This is a genomic window from Pandoraea commovens (assembly GCF_024704525.1).
GTDB lineage: Bacteria > Pseudomonadota > Gammaproteobacteria > Burkholderiales > Burkholderiaceae > Pandoraea > Pandoraea commovens.
Genome location: NZ_CP102780.1, coordinates 310,609 through 323,895 on the forward strand (window position 1 = coordinate 310,609; position 13,287 = coordinate 323,895).

At 63.6% G+C, this 13,287-nt stretch carries 16 protein-coding genes and 1 pseudogene; 7 read left to right on the top strand and 10 right to left on the bottom strand.

Annotation, left to right across the window (positions count from 1 at the left end; all coding sequences use genetic code 11):
* Nucleotides 1-9: 9 nt before the first annotated feature.
* From NTU39_RS01755 to NTU39_RS26970, 6 genes are all read left to right on the top strand, one after another.
* Entirely contained in the window at nt 10-930 is a 921-nt protein-coding gene (locus NTU39_RS01755) for an ABC transporter permease subunit (RefSeq protein ID WP_039394894.1), read from the top strand.
* Nucleotides 927-1,940 (top strand): ABC transporter ATP-binding protein, encoded by a 1,014-nt coding sequence (locus tag NTU39_RS01760; protein WP_150663953.1) that lies wholly within the window; start codon nt 927-929, stop codon nt 1,938-1,940. The genes NTU39_RS01755 and NTU39_RS01760 overlap by 4 nt, the downstream gene beginning before the upstream one ends.
* Nucleotides 1,937-2,965 (top strand): peptide ABC transporter ATP-binding protein, encoded by a 1,029-nt coding sequence (locus tag NTU39_RS01765; protein ID WP_174984538.1) that lies wholly within the window; start codon nt 1,937-1,939, stop codon nt 2,963-2,965. The genes NTU39_RS01760 and NTU39_RS01765 overlap by 4 nt, the downstream gene beginning before the upstream one ends.
* Nucleotides 2,884-3,963 carry a TraB/GumN family protein gene (locus NTU39_RS01770; RefSeq protein ID WP_373275352.1) on the top strand — a complete coding sequence of 360 codons (1,080 nt, stop codon included), beginning with the start codon at nt 2,884-2,886 and terminating at the stop codon, nt 3,961-3,963. Before NTU39_RS01765 ends, NTU39_RS01770 begins: the two co-directional genes overlap by 82 nt.
* 147 nt (nt 3,964-4,110) lie before the next feature.
* The gene (locus NTU39_RS01775) at nt 4,111-4,512 is read left to right on the top strand and encodes a hypothetical protein (protein ID WP_257959062.1); all 402 of its coding nucleotides are present in this window, start codon (nt 4,111-4,113) and stop codon (nt 4,510-4,512) included.
* Between the two features lie 114 nt (nt 4,513-4,626).
* Nucleotides 4,627-4,803 (top strand): type II toxin-antitoxin system RelE/ParE family toxin, encoded by a 177-nt coding sequence (locus tag NTU39_RS26970; RefSeq protein WP_373275385.1) that lies wholly within the window; start codon nt 4,627-4,629, stop codon nt 4,801-4,803.
* 33 nt (nt 4,804-4,836) lie between these two features.
* On the opposite strand, the gene ureG is transcribed toward NTU39_RS26970, so the two are convergent.
* The 10 genes and pseudogenes from ureG to NTU39_RS01825 all read right to left on the bottom strand — a co-directional run bounded on the left by ureG (nt 4,837) and on the right by NTU39_RS01825 (nt 12,287).
* On the bottom strand, nt 4,837-5,475 hold the full coding sequence (gene ureG, locus NTU39_RS01780) for an urease accessory protein UreG (RefSeq protein WP_046290442.1): 639 nt from the start codon (nt 5,473-5,475) through the stop codon (nt 4,837-4,839).
* Nucleotides 5,476-5,549: 74 nt separating this feature from the next.
* Complete coding sequence (locus NTU39_RS01785; protein WP_150736452.1) at nt 5,550-6,275, bottom strand: urease accessory protein UreF; 726 nt, start codon at nt 6,273-6,275, stop codon at nt 5,550-5,552.
* Nucleotides 6,276-6,384: 109 nt separating this feature from the next.
* Nucleotides 6,385-7,041: pseudogene (gene ureE, locus NTU39_RS01790) on the bottom strand (urease accessory protein UreE); the annotation flags it as partial.
* Between the two features lie 69 nt (nt 7,042-7,110).
* Nucleotides 7,111-8,811 carry an urease subunit alpha gene (ureC, locus tag NTU39_RS01795; protein WP_150575160.1) on the bottom strand — a complete coding sequence of 567 codons (1,701 nt, stop codon included), beginning with the start codon at nt 8,809-8,811 and terminating at the stop codon, nt 7,111-7,113.
* The gene (locus NTU39_RS01800) at nt 8,808-9,113 is read right to left on the bottom strand and encodes an urease subunit beta (RefSeq protein ID WP_039394909.1); all 306 of its coding nucleotides are present in this window, start codon (nt 9,111-9,113) and stop codon (nt 8,808-8,810) included. Before NTU39_RS01800 ends, ureC begins: the two co-directional genes overlap by 4 nt.
* A 28-nt stretch (nt 9,114-9,141) precedes the next feature.
* Nucleotides 9,142-9,819, bottom strand: a complete 678-nt coding sequence (locus NTU39_RS01805; protein ID WP_174984541.1) for a HupE/UreJ family protein — start codon at nt 9,817-9,819, stop codon at nt 9,142-9,144.
* A gap of 82 nt (nt 9,820-9,901) precedes the next feature.
* Nucleotides 9,902-10,204, bottom strand: coding sequence for an urease subunit gamma (locus NTU39_RS01810; RefSeq protein WP_039394912.1), 303 nt, complete (start codon nt 10,202-10,204; stop codon nt 9,902-9,904).
* A gap of 46 nt (nt 10,205-10,250) precedes the next feature.
* On the bottom strand, nt 10,251-10,973 hold the full coding sequence (locus tag NTU39_RS01815) for an amino acid ABC transporter ATP-binding protein (protein WP_150663958.1): 723 nt from the start codon (nt 10,971-10,973) through the stop codon (nt 10,251-10,253).
* Nucleotides 10,960-11,610, bottom strand: coding sequence for an amino acid ABC transporter permease (locus NTU39_RS01820; protein ID WP_150663959.1), 651 nt, complete (start codon nt 11,608-11,610; stop codon nt 10,960-10,962). Before NTU39_RS01820 ends, NTU39_RS01815 begins: the two co-directional genes overlap by 14 nt.
* Nucleotides 11,607-12,287, bottom strand: coding sequence for an amino acid ABC transporter permease (locus tag NTU39_RS01825; protein WP_257959063.1), 681 nt, complete (start codon nt 12,285-12,287; stop codon nt 11,607-11,609). Before NTU39_RS01825 ends, NTU39_RS01820 begins: the two co-directional genes overlap by 4 nt.
* Before the next feature lie 378 nt (nt 12,288-12,665).
* Here NTU39_RS01825 and NTU39_RS01830 point away from each other — a divergent pair, with 378 nt between their 5' ends.
* Entirely contained in the window at nt 12,666-13,268 is a 603-nt protein-coding gene (locus NTU39_RS01830; RefSeq protein ID WP_257959064.1) for a cysteine hydrolase family protein, read from the top strand.
* Nucleotides 13,269-13,287: the final 19 nt, after the last annotated feature.

A 13,287-nucleotide genomic window follows, 5' to 3' on the forward strand; every position in this document is an offset into this window, starting at 1 on the left:
AGGTCAACAATGAGTGACACGCCTGCTACGCTGCCGCCTCCCGCCGCCGTCACGGCCACGCCGCGCGCGCGCCTGATCCGGGAGTTCCTGCGCAGCTTTACCGCTAACCGTGGCGCAACTGTCGCGGCCATCATCCTGTTGCTGATGTTCGCGGCTGCGCTGCTTGCCCCGCTCATCGCCCCGCACAGCCCCATCGAGCAATACCGCGACTTCGTGAAGATTCCGCCAGCGTGGTTCGAGGGCGGCAACGCACGTTTCCTGCTCGGCACCGACGAAGCGGGACGCGACATTCTTTCGCGCCTGATTTACGGCGCGCGGCTGTCGTTCTGGATCGGTCTGTCGTCGGTGGTGCTGTCGCTGATTCCGGGCATTCTGCTCGGGCTGCTGGCGGCGTTTTTCCCGCGCTGGCTCGACACGCCGATCATGCGTCTGATGGACATGATGATGGCGCTGCCCTCGCTGCTGCTGGCGGTCGCCGTGGTGGCCGTGATCGGCCCGGGTCTGGCCAATACGACTATCGCGATTGCGATCGTGACGTTGCCCGCGTACGTGCGTCTGACGCGCGCGGCCGCCATCGGCGAATTGCAGCGCGAGTACGTCGTCGCCTCGCGCATGGCGGGGGCGGGCACGCTGCGCCTGATGTTCTCGACGGTGCTGCCGAACTGCGCGGCGCCGCTCATCGTGCAGGCGACGCTGAGCTTCTCGGTGGCCATTCTCGACGCAGCGGCGCTCGGCTTTCTCGGCCTTGGTGTGCAGCCCCCGCTCGCGGAGTGGGGCTCGATGCTCGCGTCCGCACGCGACTATATGGAAAGTGCCTGGTGGATTGTGACGCTGCCGGGACTTGCGATCGTCATCTCGGTCCTTGCCATCAACCTGGTCGGCGACGGCCTGCGCGATGCCCTAGACCCCAAACTGAAACGCATCGCATGAGCCTGCTCTCCATTCGAAATCTATCGGTCGACTTCGACGGCGCACGCGCCGTCGACGCCATCGACCTCGACGTCGGCCAGGGCGAAATTCTCGGCGTGGTCGGCGAATCCGGTTCCGGCAAGAGCGTGACGATGCTCGCGCTCATGGGCCTGATCGACGCCCCTGGTCACGTCACTGCCGACGAAGTGCGTTTCGACGGCCGCGACTTGCTTCACGCGTCCAAACGCGATCGCCGCAATATCGTCGGGCGCGACGTCTCGATGATCTTTCAGGATGCGCTCACCAGTCTGAATCCGAGCTTCACCATCGGTTATCAGATCGGCGAGGTACTGCGCCGTCACATGGGATTGCGCGGACGGGCGCTGCGTGAGCGGATCGTCGAACTGCTGGAACAGGTCGAGATTCCCGACGCCGCCAACCGGCTCGGCGCTTATCCGCACCAGCTGTCGGGCGGGATGAACCAGCGCGTCATGATCGCGATGGCGATTGCGTGCCGTCCCAAACTGCTGATTGCCGACGAGCCGACGACTGCGCTGGACGTCACCATTCAGGCGCAGATCATGGCCTTGCTGCTGCAACTGCAAAAGGACTACGGCATGTCGCTCGTGCTGATTTCCCACGATCTCGCGGTCGTGGCGGAAGTCGCGCACAAGGTGGCCGTCATGTATGCGGGGCAGGTCATCGAAGTCCAGCAAGTGCCAGCGCTGTTCGATGCGCCGCATCATCCTTACACGGAGGCGCTGCTCTCCGCGATTCCGGAACACAACCGGGGTGTGCGTCGTTTGCGTACGCTTGCGGGCGTGGTGCCGGGGCGCGACGACCGGCCGGCGGGCTGTCTGCTGTCGCCGCGCTGTCCTTATGCCGACGATCATTGCCGCGCAGTGCCGCCTGCGCTGACGCCCTATGTCGGGCCGAGCGCGGTGGGTTCGCCGATGGTGCGGTGTTTCAAGCCGTTGCCGCATGGCACGGGTGAAGTGGCGATTGGACAGTCGACGGGAGGGGCGCAATGAGCGAAACGGTATTTGCGACGCCTCCGGCCAGTCCGCAGGCGAGTGCGCCGGACAACCGCGTGGTGCTGGCTGCGCAGGATCTGACGCGTTTTTACACGGTCAACCGTGGGTTGCTGCGCGGGCAGGCGAGCGTCAAGGCGCTGAACGGGGTGTCGTTCGAGCTGAAAGCGGGGCGTACGCTGGCGGTGGTTGGCGAGTCGGGGTGCGGCAAATCGACGCTGGCGCGGGTGCTGACGTTGATAGAGACGCCCACGTCCGGCAGACTCTTTGTCGACGCGACCGAGACCACGGCGGCGTCGGCGGGCGAGCTGGCGCCGTTGCGCACGCGCATCCAGATGGTGTTCCAGAACCCGTACGCGTCGCTCAACCCGCGCAAGACGGTGGGGCAGGCGCTCGACGAGCCGCTGGCGATCAATACGTCGCTCAGCCGTGCCGAGCGGGGCGAGAAGATCGCCGCGATGATGCGCACCGTCGGCCTGCGTCCGGAACATGTGGCGCGATATCCGCACATGTTCTCGGGCGGCCAGCGTCAGCGGGTGGCGATTGCCCGGGCGATGATCCTGTCACCGGCGATTGTGGTCGCCGACGAGCCGGTTTCGGCCCTGGATGTCTCAATTCAGGCACAGATCCTGAATCTTTTCATGGATTTGCAGGACCGATACGCGACGAGTTACGTATTCGTGTCGCATAATCTCGCGGTGGTCGAGCATGTGGCCGACGACGTCATGGTGATGTACCTCGGCCGCGCGGTCGAACACGGTCCCAAGGCCGCCGTGTTCGGCAAGCCGCTGCATCCGTACACGAAGGCATTGATGTCGGCGACCCCGGCGATCAAGGCGTCCGAGCGGCGGGTGAAGATTCCGCTGATCGGCGAATTGCCGTCGCCGCTGCGCCCGCCTCCGGGGTGTGCGTTTGCGCCGCGCTGTCCGTATGCCGTCGACCGATGCCGTCAGGAAGTGCCGCAATTGCGAGAGATCGAAGGACGTCGGGTGGCGTGCCATCGGGTCGAAGAGATAGAGGGATAAAGAGATTGGGTGGACCACCACGCGCGACGTATGTGCGCCGGGGCGTTGCATTGACCGGCTGGCTGCTGGGTTGCTTGCTGATGACGCTGGCCGTCACGCTGGACGCGGCGACGACTGCCGTTCCGCGCGCGGTGGCGCCGCGAACGTTCCCGTTGGTGGTGCCCGAGCCCGGCGAGCCGCCGCCGGGCGCCAATCTCCCGTTCTACGAAGCGCGCAAGGGCGACATGACCATCTACGTGATGGGCACGTTGCACGTGGGCAAACCCGACGACTATCCGTTCCGCAAAGTGGTGGTCGATGCGCTGCGCGTGTCGAAGGTGGTGGCGTTCGAGCTGTCGCCCGACGACCTGACGATGTCGCAGGACGACGTCCAGAAATACGGCATGTGCTCGAGGGCCTGCCTGCCGAAGCTGATCCCTGCGCCGCTCTGGCGTCAGTTGCGTGACCGTCTCAAGGGCAATCCGGCGATGCTTGCCGAGATTCGCCACATGCGCCCGTGGCTGGCGGCGCTGCTCGTCGAGACGCTGGATTCGATGGGCGCCGACCTCCAGACCGAGTACGGCACGGAAAACCAGTTAGAGAACATCTATCGTGGCCGCATTGTCGGCCTCGAGTCGCTTGCCGAGCAGATGGACGCGTTCACCGGCCTGACGGCGGCGCAGCAGAACGAGTTGCTGGCGCAGGAGCTGGTACTCACGCCGAAGAAGGCGACGGCGCAGGTGGAGGAGTTGCACCGCTTGTGGCGTGCGGGCGATGCCGAGCTGGTGTTCGACTGGTCGCAGAGCAAGGCGCTGCAAGTGCGACGCAATGCGACGTTGGCGGACGCGATCGACGAGCGCATTCTCTACTCTCGCAACCGCCGCTTTCTGGCGCGGATGCTGTTCCTGGCGGACCCGGGCAAGCCGGTGTTCGTCGCAGTCGGCACGTTGCATCTGGGCGGCCCGCACGGGATTCTCCAGCTGCTTCGCGAACACGGGTTTTCGGTCGCGCAGCGATAACTCGGTCGGGTCATCAGAAGAACGGGCGATCCGCTTAGGAATCGCCCGAGAAATCTCCCGACCCGATTGACTCGCCCCCTTCCTGACGATTAATTTGGCAACACTCGCGTGAGTGGCCCCCCGCCCAAATCCTAGTCAGGAATCACGATGCAGATTGTTGAACAGTACGATGCTCCCTACCCGATCGGTCGCAGGAATTCGAATTACACACCTGTACCTGCGCCGGAAATCCACCCGCTGAGCGCCGAGGAAGAAGCGCAACTCTGGCGTGAGGCGCAAATTCTCCACGACGCGACAGTTCAAGGTCTGGTGGATGTCGCCTCGGGACGAAAGTTGCCGAGTGAGGTCATCAAGACCGGATGCTCGATTGATCTCAATCCTGAGTACTTCGAAACGCCGCATGATCCCGATGAAATCGATGTCGAAGAAATCTTCGGGGTGCTCATGGGACTGCGAGATATCGAAGCCGGGCGTACGGTGCCGGATGAAATTGTTAGTGCTGAAGCCGAGGCGTGGGTGCGAATGCTCGAGGAGGAATTGTGTGCGTAACGATTCTTTGGTCGACGCTCGCACCGGGACCGCGTCATGGCCAGAACGGGCTTGCTGAATTTCAGTGCGAGGGCCGCGATTGCTTTTGAGAAGTCCGTGGCGCGCACATTGAACATGCTTCGTACCTTTCCCGCGATTGGGCGTCTCGGCCACATTCCAAACACCCGCGAACTTGTCTCACACAAGCGTTACCGACTGATCTATCGACTTAAGGAAAGAGAAGTGACCATCATCAAACTGCATAACGTGAGCCGACCCTGGCCGCCCAAGAACCATTATTTGCACGACTGACATTGAGGTCCAAGTGGCGGCCCGAGTCTCACCTCACGCCAGCATTCCTCGCGCTTCGATGAAGCTGATGATCTCCTGAAGGCCTTTGCCTTCTTTCATGTTGCCCATCACGAACGGACGCATGCCGCGCATCTTCTGGGTGTCGGAGCGCATGATGTCGAGCGACGCGCCGACATAAGGTGCAAGGTCGGTCTTGTTGATCACCAGCAAGTCGGACTTCGTGATGCCCGGGCCGCCTTTGCGGGGAATTTTCTCGCCGCCAGCCACGTCGATCACATAAATCGTCAGGTCCGACAACTCGGGGCTGAACGTTGCGGCCAGATTGTCACCACCGGATTCGATGAACACGACGTCTGCGTCCGGGAAACGATCCAGCATGCGCTCCACGGCTTCGAGATTGATTGACGCGTCCTCGCGAATCGCCGTGTGCGGACAGCCGCCCGTCTCCACGCCGAGAATCCGCTCAGGCTCCAGTGCACCGGCGACTGTGAGCAGTCGCTGATCTTCCTTCGTGTAGATGTCGTTGGTGATGACAACGAGATCGTAGCGATCGCGCATCGCTTTACAAAGCATCTCGGTCAACGTGGTCTTGCCGGAGCCGACCGGGCCTCCGATGCCGACACGCAGCGGCGGATTCTTTTTGGTGCGACGGGCGTTGGCGGATGTCGTCATGGCGTATGTCGTGGTGGCAGTGATTGAAAGATGACGCAGGAAATGACGAATAGGGCGACGCGAAAACCTGCGTCTCAAGAACGGAACAGCCGTGAATACTGTGTTTCGTGACGCGACGCCAGAATGGCGAGCGCCGGGGAAAACGTGTTGATCTGATCGTCTGGCAGCGACGCGGCTCGATGGGCGGCGTCGACCACGCGCGGACGCAATGCAACGATGACCCGCTGCGCCGCCAACTGCCCGAGCGGCACCGCCTTGAGCGCACCGGCGACCTGATTCTCCAGCCAACTGAATGCGTAAGCGACGAGCGTGTCGGGCAGCGGTGCGCCATGCGTCAGCGCGGCGAAGGCGAAGGCCGTCGGTAGCGCAATCGGCTTGAGCGACGACAGATGCTCGCGTTGCTCGGCATCGCCCCATTCGAGCGACACTGCCAGTTGGGTGAGTGACCAGCCCATCTGCTCGGTCTCGGCGCGTAGCTCTGCGGTCTCACGCGTGGCGAGCAACCAGTCGTTGATATGGCGTAACGCCGCGACGTCGCGCGCCTGCCAGTGACGCCACTGACGCGCGAGCAGCGCCATTTCACCCGTCGTGAAGACGCCGTCGAGCTGACTGGCGATCCAGCGCTCGGCGCTGGGGGCGTCGTGAATGATGCCGTGCTCGACCGCTGCTTCGAGGCCCTGTGAATAGCTGAAGGCACCGATGGGTAGCGCAGGCGAGGCGAGATGAAGCAGCGCCGCAAGCGATTGCAGCGACGCCGCCGCGACCGGCTCAGTGAGAGGGCTGGGCAGGCTTGCCGTCATCGGTCGGACTCACTGAAGCGGGTTCGTTGCCGCTGCCGCTGCCGGTGCGGGCGGCATGGTCGTGGCCACAATCCGGGCCATGCACATGGTCATGGTCGTGCGCATGGTCGTGACCATGCGAGTGATCATGACCGCAGCCGGGTCCGTGCACATGACCGTGATCGTGGTCGTGACTATGCGAATGCGAGTGATCGTGACCGCAGCCCGGACCATGAACATGTCCGTGGTCATGGCCGTGATCATGATCATGACCGTGATGTTCGTGAAACACGCGCTGTGCGAGTTCGAAGTCTTCGGCGTAGGTCGCGTCGTGACCGTGCTTGTGACCGCCGCCGTACGCACCGGCTTCCGGCTCGAAGGGCATCAATGCTTCGGCGACGTCGACATCGAGGCGCAGCAGCATGTCGCGCAAGACCGGGTCGTATTCGAGCTTGAGGTATCCGTCGCCCACTTCCACCGGGGTATGACGATTGCCGAGGTGATACGCCGCGCGGGTGAGCGCAAGGGCGGTCGGCGCGCTCACGAGCAGCACGGTTTCCGCCGCCGCTTCTACGCGGATGAACTTACCGTCGTCTGCGACGAGCACATCGCCCCCGCGCAACACGGTGCCACGCGGCAAAAACAGCGCGACCTCTTCACCGGTCTCCAGCGTCGCACGAAGACGGCTCTTGCTGCGCGCGTCGAACGGCAGCACGAGCGCCGGGGCGCGGCGCGCGAGCGGGGCGGCGATGTGTCCCGCTTCGAAGCGCTTCTCGACACGACGCAAAGCCGTGGTCGACGACGGAGGGTTCTCGGATGCGGAGAGTTCGGAATCTTGCGACATGGCTCGGCAGAATCAGAAAAGAAAGTAGCGTTGGGCCATGGGCAATACGGTGGCGGGCTCGCACGTCAGCAGTTGTCCGTCCGCGATGACCTGATAGGTCTCGGGATCGACGCTGATGTTCGGCAGCCAGTCGTTGTTGATCATGTTGGCCTTGGTCACCTGCCGGATATTGCGCACCGGCACGATGCGTTTGGCCAGCCCGAAACGACCGGCCACGTCGCCATCGTACGCTGCTTGCGAGACGAACGTCAGCGACGTCCGCGCCAGCGCGCCTGCCCGTGCGCCGAACATTTCGCGGTAATGCACCGGCTGCGGCGTCGGAATCGATGCGTTCGGGTCGCCCATCAGCGCCGTCGTGATCATGCCGCCCTTGAGAATCAGCGACGGCTTCACGCCGAAGAACGCCGGTTCCCACAACACCAGATCGGCCCATTTTCCGACTTCGATGGACCCGATTTCATGCGCCATGCCGTGCGTGATCGCCGGGTTGATCGTGTACTTCGCCACGTACCGCTTCACACGGAAGTTGTCCGACGCCGACGGGTCCGTTCCCAGCGCGCCGCGCTGCACCTTCATCTTGTGCGCCGTCTGCCAGGTGCGCATCACCACTTCCCCAACGCGCCCCATGGCCTGCGAATCCGACGAGATCATCGACAGTGCGCCGAGATCGTGGAGGATGTCTTCGGCCGCAATCGTCTCGCGACGAATGCGCGACTCGGCAAACGCAATGTCCTCTGCAATCGCCGGATCGAGGTGATGGCAAACCATCAGCATGTCGAGATGTTCGTCGAGCGTGTTGACGGTGTAAGGCCGCGTCGGATTGGTGGACGACGGCAGCACGTTCGGTTCGCCGCAGACCTTCAGAATGTCCGGCGCGTGGCCGCCGCCCGCACCTTCGGTGTGATACGTGTGGATCGTACGGCCCTTGATGGCCGCAACCGTTGCTTCGACGAAGCCGCCTTCGTTCAGCGTGTCCGTGTGAATCGCGACTTGCGTGTCGGTGGCGTCGGCCACCGAGAGGCATGCATCGATGGCCGCAGGCGTCGACCCCCAGTCCTCGTGCAGCTTCAGACCAATCGCCCCCGCTTCGATCTGCTCCATCAACGGCTCGGGCTGACTGACGTTGCCCTTGCCGAGAAAGCCGAGGTTGATGGGCCAGCCGTCGGCGGCCTGCAACATGCGTTCCATGTGCCACGGCCCCGGCGTACAGGTGGTCGCGTTGGTGCCTGTTGCGGGCCCGGTGCCGCCGCCGAGCAGCGTCGTCACACCCGAGGACAGCGCTTCCTCGATCTGCTGCGGGCAGATGAAGTGAATATGCGAATCGATGCCGCCTGCCGTGACGATCATGCCTTCACCGGCGATGACTTCCGTCGCGCCGCCGAGCGGGATCGTCACGCCGGGTTGGATGTCGGGATTTCCGGCTTTGCCGATGCCCCAGATGCGCCCGTCCTTCAGGCCGATGTCGGCCTTGACGATGCCCCAATGGTCGATGATGACGGCATTGGTAATGACGGTGTCGACGACGTCGGCACGCGTGCGTTGCGATTGCCCCATGCCGTCGCGAATCACTTTGCCGCCGCCGAACTTCACTTCTTCGCCGTAGATCGTGTAGTCGCGTTCGATCTCGACGATGAGTTCCGTATCGGCCAGACGCAACCGGTCGCCCGTGGTCGGGCCGAACATTTCCGCGTAGGCGCGGCGAGAGATCTTCATAGCGCCCCCATGACGCGACCCGCAAAACCATAAACGCGGCGGTCCCCCGCCAGCGCGACGAGTTCTACCGTGCGTTGTTGCCCCGGTTCGAATCGAACGGCGGTCCCGGCGGCGATGTTCAGCCGAAAACCGCGCGCTGCTTCACGGTCGAATTGCAGGGCGTCGTTGACTTCATAGAAGTGGAAGTGCGAACCGATCTGAATCGGACGGTCGCCGGTATTGGCCACGGTCACGCTGACGGTCTCACGCCCCTCGTTGAGCGTGATGTCGCCAGCGGCGGGGAGCAGTTCTCCGGGAATCATGAGCGTCTCCTGGCGGCAGCAACCGGCGTCAGGCCGCTGCGACGAGCAGCGTCACGCCATAGGCCAGTACGCCTGCACCCAGCACGCGCGGCGCCCACACCGTGCGATGGCGCAGCGCCACACCGGCTGCGATGCCGAGGCAGTGCAGCATGCCGGTCGCGACGAGGAAACCGGCCATGTAATGCATTGCGCTCGCTTCGGTGGGCAGCTCGGCACCGTGGGCGAAACCGTGGAAGACGGCAAACGTGCCGACGACCGCTGCGCCTGCCCATCCCGGCAGTTGCGCACGCGTCGCGAGCATCAGACCGAGGACGAGCAACGAGACGGCGATCATCGGCTCCACGCCGGGCAGGGAGAACCAATGCATCATGCCGAGCAGGCCACCGGCCGCGAGCATGGCGACGAACGCGAGCGGTGCCGCCCAGACGCGTTTAGACGTCAGCGAACTCCACAGCCCCACGACGATCATCGCGCAGAGGTGATCCGCGCCGGTCAGCGGGTGCACGAAACCGGCGGCGAAGCTGCTCACGGCGTCGTGACCCGGATGCCCCGGGTGGGCCAGCGCGACACCCGATGTAGCGAGCAACGCAAGGCCGGTCGCCACGCGGGCGCGGACCGCATGGTGGCGAGGACGACGAGCGCCGGTTGAGCGGGCAGAGACGGGGAGCGCAACGTGCGCGTCAATCGAGTTTTCGAGGCGGGCCATGGGGGGCATCCTTAAAGTGCAGCGAAGTGTTGTTGTCTATGGTTACCGATGACAGGCGAAGCGATCGAGGCGGACCGTCACGTCATGGAATCGGGTGATGCACGGTGACGAGCTTGGTGCCGTCTGGAAACGTCGCTTCGACCTGAATGTCGGGAATCATCTCGGGCACCCCTTCCATGACGTCGTCACGCGTGAGCAGCGTTGTTCCGTAGTGCATGAGGTCGGCGACGGTGCGACCGTCGCGTGCGCCTTCCATCAGCGCGGCGCTGATGAACGCCACGGCTTCCGGATAGTTCAGCTTCAGGCCGCGCGCGCGTCGGCGCTCGGCCAGCAGGGCGGCGGTGAAGATGAGCAGCTTGTCTTTTTCGCGAGGAGTGAGCTTCATCTTGACGAGTGAATTTCAGTGCGAACGTTGGGTAAAGGGTGGAACGTCATTGCGCGATGAACCGCTGCAATTCCGGCGTTGCGGGCTGCGTGAAGAGCTGTTCCGGGTCGCCGGACTCCCAGATCTTCCCCTGATGCATGAACACCACGCGATCCGACACATGACGTGCAAAGCGCATCTCGTGCGTGACGAGAATCAGCGTCATGCCTTCGGCGGCGAGGTCCTCCAGCACCTTGAGCACTTCCGCGACCAGTTCGGGATCGAGCGCCGAAGTGATTTCGTCGCACAGTAGCACCGAAGGATGCATCGCGAGCGAACGGGCAATCGCCACGCGTTGTTGCTGACCGCCCGAGAGTTGCGACGGGTAGCTGTCGAACTTGTCGGCCAGCCCCACTTTGGCGAGCATCGTGCGGGCGACTTCGCGGGCGTCGTGCTTCGTCGTCTTCTTGACGACCTTCTGCGCGAGCATCACGTTCTCACCCGCCGTCAGATGCGGAAACAGGTTGTACTGCTGAAACACCATGCCGACCTTCAGACGCAGCGCGCGAAGATCGGTGTCGCGTGCGCCGACCAGCACGCCGTCCACGTCCACGCTCCCCGCATCGAACCGCTCCAGACCATTGAGTGTGCGCAGCAGTGTGCTCTTGCCCGAGCCGCTTTTGCCGATGATCGACACGACCTGACCACGCTCGACTTCCATGTCGATGCCACGCAGCACGGGGTTCTCGCCGAAGCGCTTTTGCATGCCCCGGACCTTAATTAGCGACATGGAGTTTCCTTTCGAGATGACGCGCCCACAGCGACAGCGGGTAGCAGGCAGCGAAGTAGAGCAGCGCGACGAGGCCATACACGGTGAACGGCTGGAACGTCGCATTGGTGAGCATGGTGCCGGTCTTGGTGAGTTCGTCGAAGCCGATGATCGATGCGAGCGCAGTGCTCTTGACGACCTGCACTGAGAAGCCGACGGTCGGCGCAATGGCGATGCGCAGCGCCTGCGGCAGGATCACGTGACGCAACTGTTCGCCGTAACGCATCGCCAGACTGGACGACGCTTCCCACTGACCGTGCGGGATGGCGTCGACGCAGCCGCGCCAGATTTCCGTCAGGTAAGCGCTGGTGTAAAGCGTGAGACACACGGTTGCCGCTACCCACGGCGACACTTCCAGCCCGAGCAACGGTAGCCCGAAGAACACCAGAAAGAGCTGCATGAGCAGCGGCGTGCCCTGAAACACTTCGATGTACAGCGCCACGGCGCGCGCGGCCCATTGCACGCGTCCGACGCGAATCACCAGAAGCAGCAGCGCGACCAGTCCCCCGCACACGAACGCGATAGCTGAGAGTGCGAGCGTCCAGCGTCCGGCAAGGATCAACCCGCGCAGCATGTCCGCTATCGAAAACTCGATCATCGTGCGCCTCCCTTCACCATGCCGCGAAACAGACGGCGTGCGGCACGCATCAGCACACGACGAAGCGCGATGGCGAGTACCAGATAGAGCGCGGTGACGATCAGATAACTCTCGAAGGCGCGGAATGTGCGCGACTGCACGAAGTTGGCTGCATACGAGAGATCGGGGACGGAGATTTGCGAGACGACGGCCGAGCCGAGCATCACGATGACGATCTGGCTGGCGAGCGCCGGGAACACCTTGGCGAATGCTTGCGGCAGGATCACGTGACGCAGGATCTGCCCGCGCGTCATGGCGAGCGAGAGGCCGGCTTCGGACAGTCCGCGCGGCACAGCGCGCATGCCTGCACGAATGATCTCGGTTGCGTACGCACCGAGGTTGAGACTCATGGCGATGATGGCGGCGCTCGTCTCGTCGATATGAATGCCGACGCTGGGCAGCCCGAAGAAGATGAAGAACAACTGAACGATGAACGGCGTGTTGCGGAACAGCTCGACGTACAGTCCGGCGAAGAACCTGAGGCCGTTCGAGCCCTGCTCGCGCGCAGCGGCGCACAGCGCACCGATGACCACGCCGATGACCGTGGAGACGGCCGTGAGCGCAATCGTCAGCGCGGCACCGCGCACGAACAGCGCGAAGTACTGCCGCAGGTCGGCGAAATCAAGGACGTAATGCATTAGGCGGCATGAGGTGAAAGGGGGGGATGCAAAGGATCGGCGCGTCTGGTCAGACCGGTCGATACAGTGAGGTAGCAGGATTCGTGCCTGACCCCGTCGAGTGGTGTGCCGCTTTGGCGGAAGTCGCGGCGGGGTCCGTCGGCCAACGCGGCCGCCGATGCGCAGACGGACTGGCGACTTTTCGGTGTGCCCGATGTTGGTGCGAAATGGACGGTGTGCTGACGATGCGACCCGGGGTTATCACCGAAATGGTGCGAAATGGTGCGTCGAGGCGGTGTGTGACGCGCATCGCCGCGATGACTTGACGCAGGCGAGCGGGGCGAAGACAGTGACGGCGTTGCGACTTGCTCGCGCGCAGAACTTACCGGAGCTACGAAGATGTCGACGCTGTCATCCCCCCTTCACCTCGATCCCACGAAGACCGCCTTGCTCGTGATGGATTACCAGCACTTCATTCTGCAAAACAATGTGGCCGCCGAGCGTCACGCCGAAGTCATCGGCAAGACGGCGCAACTACTGGGGGCCGCGCGCGCGGCGAAGATGACGGTCGTCTACGTGATGGTCGGCTTTCGCACCGGACATCCGGAGGTCAGCGCGCACAATCGCATCTTCTCCGCGATCAAGGCCAACGGCGTGCTGATGCTCGATCAGCCCGCCACGGCCATCCATCCCGACGTCGCGCCGCAGGACGGCGAGGCCGTCGTCGTCAAGAAGCGCATCGGCGCGTTCAGTGGTACCGACATGCAGACGCTGCTGCGCTCGGCCAATATCGACACGCTCGTGCTGGCGGGCGTGACGACCAGCGGCGTCGTGCTATCGACCACGCGTCAGGCGTTCGATCTCGACTATCGCGTCGTCATCGCTCGCGACTGCTGCCCGGACCCGGACGGCGAGGTCGAGCAGGTGCTGCTCGATAAGGTGCTGACGCGTAACGCGGATATCGTGCGGTCGCAGGACGTGCTGGCTGCGCTGTCGGCATGACCTTGCATCGGTGATGTGT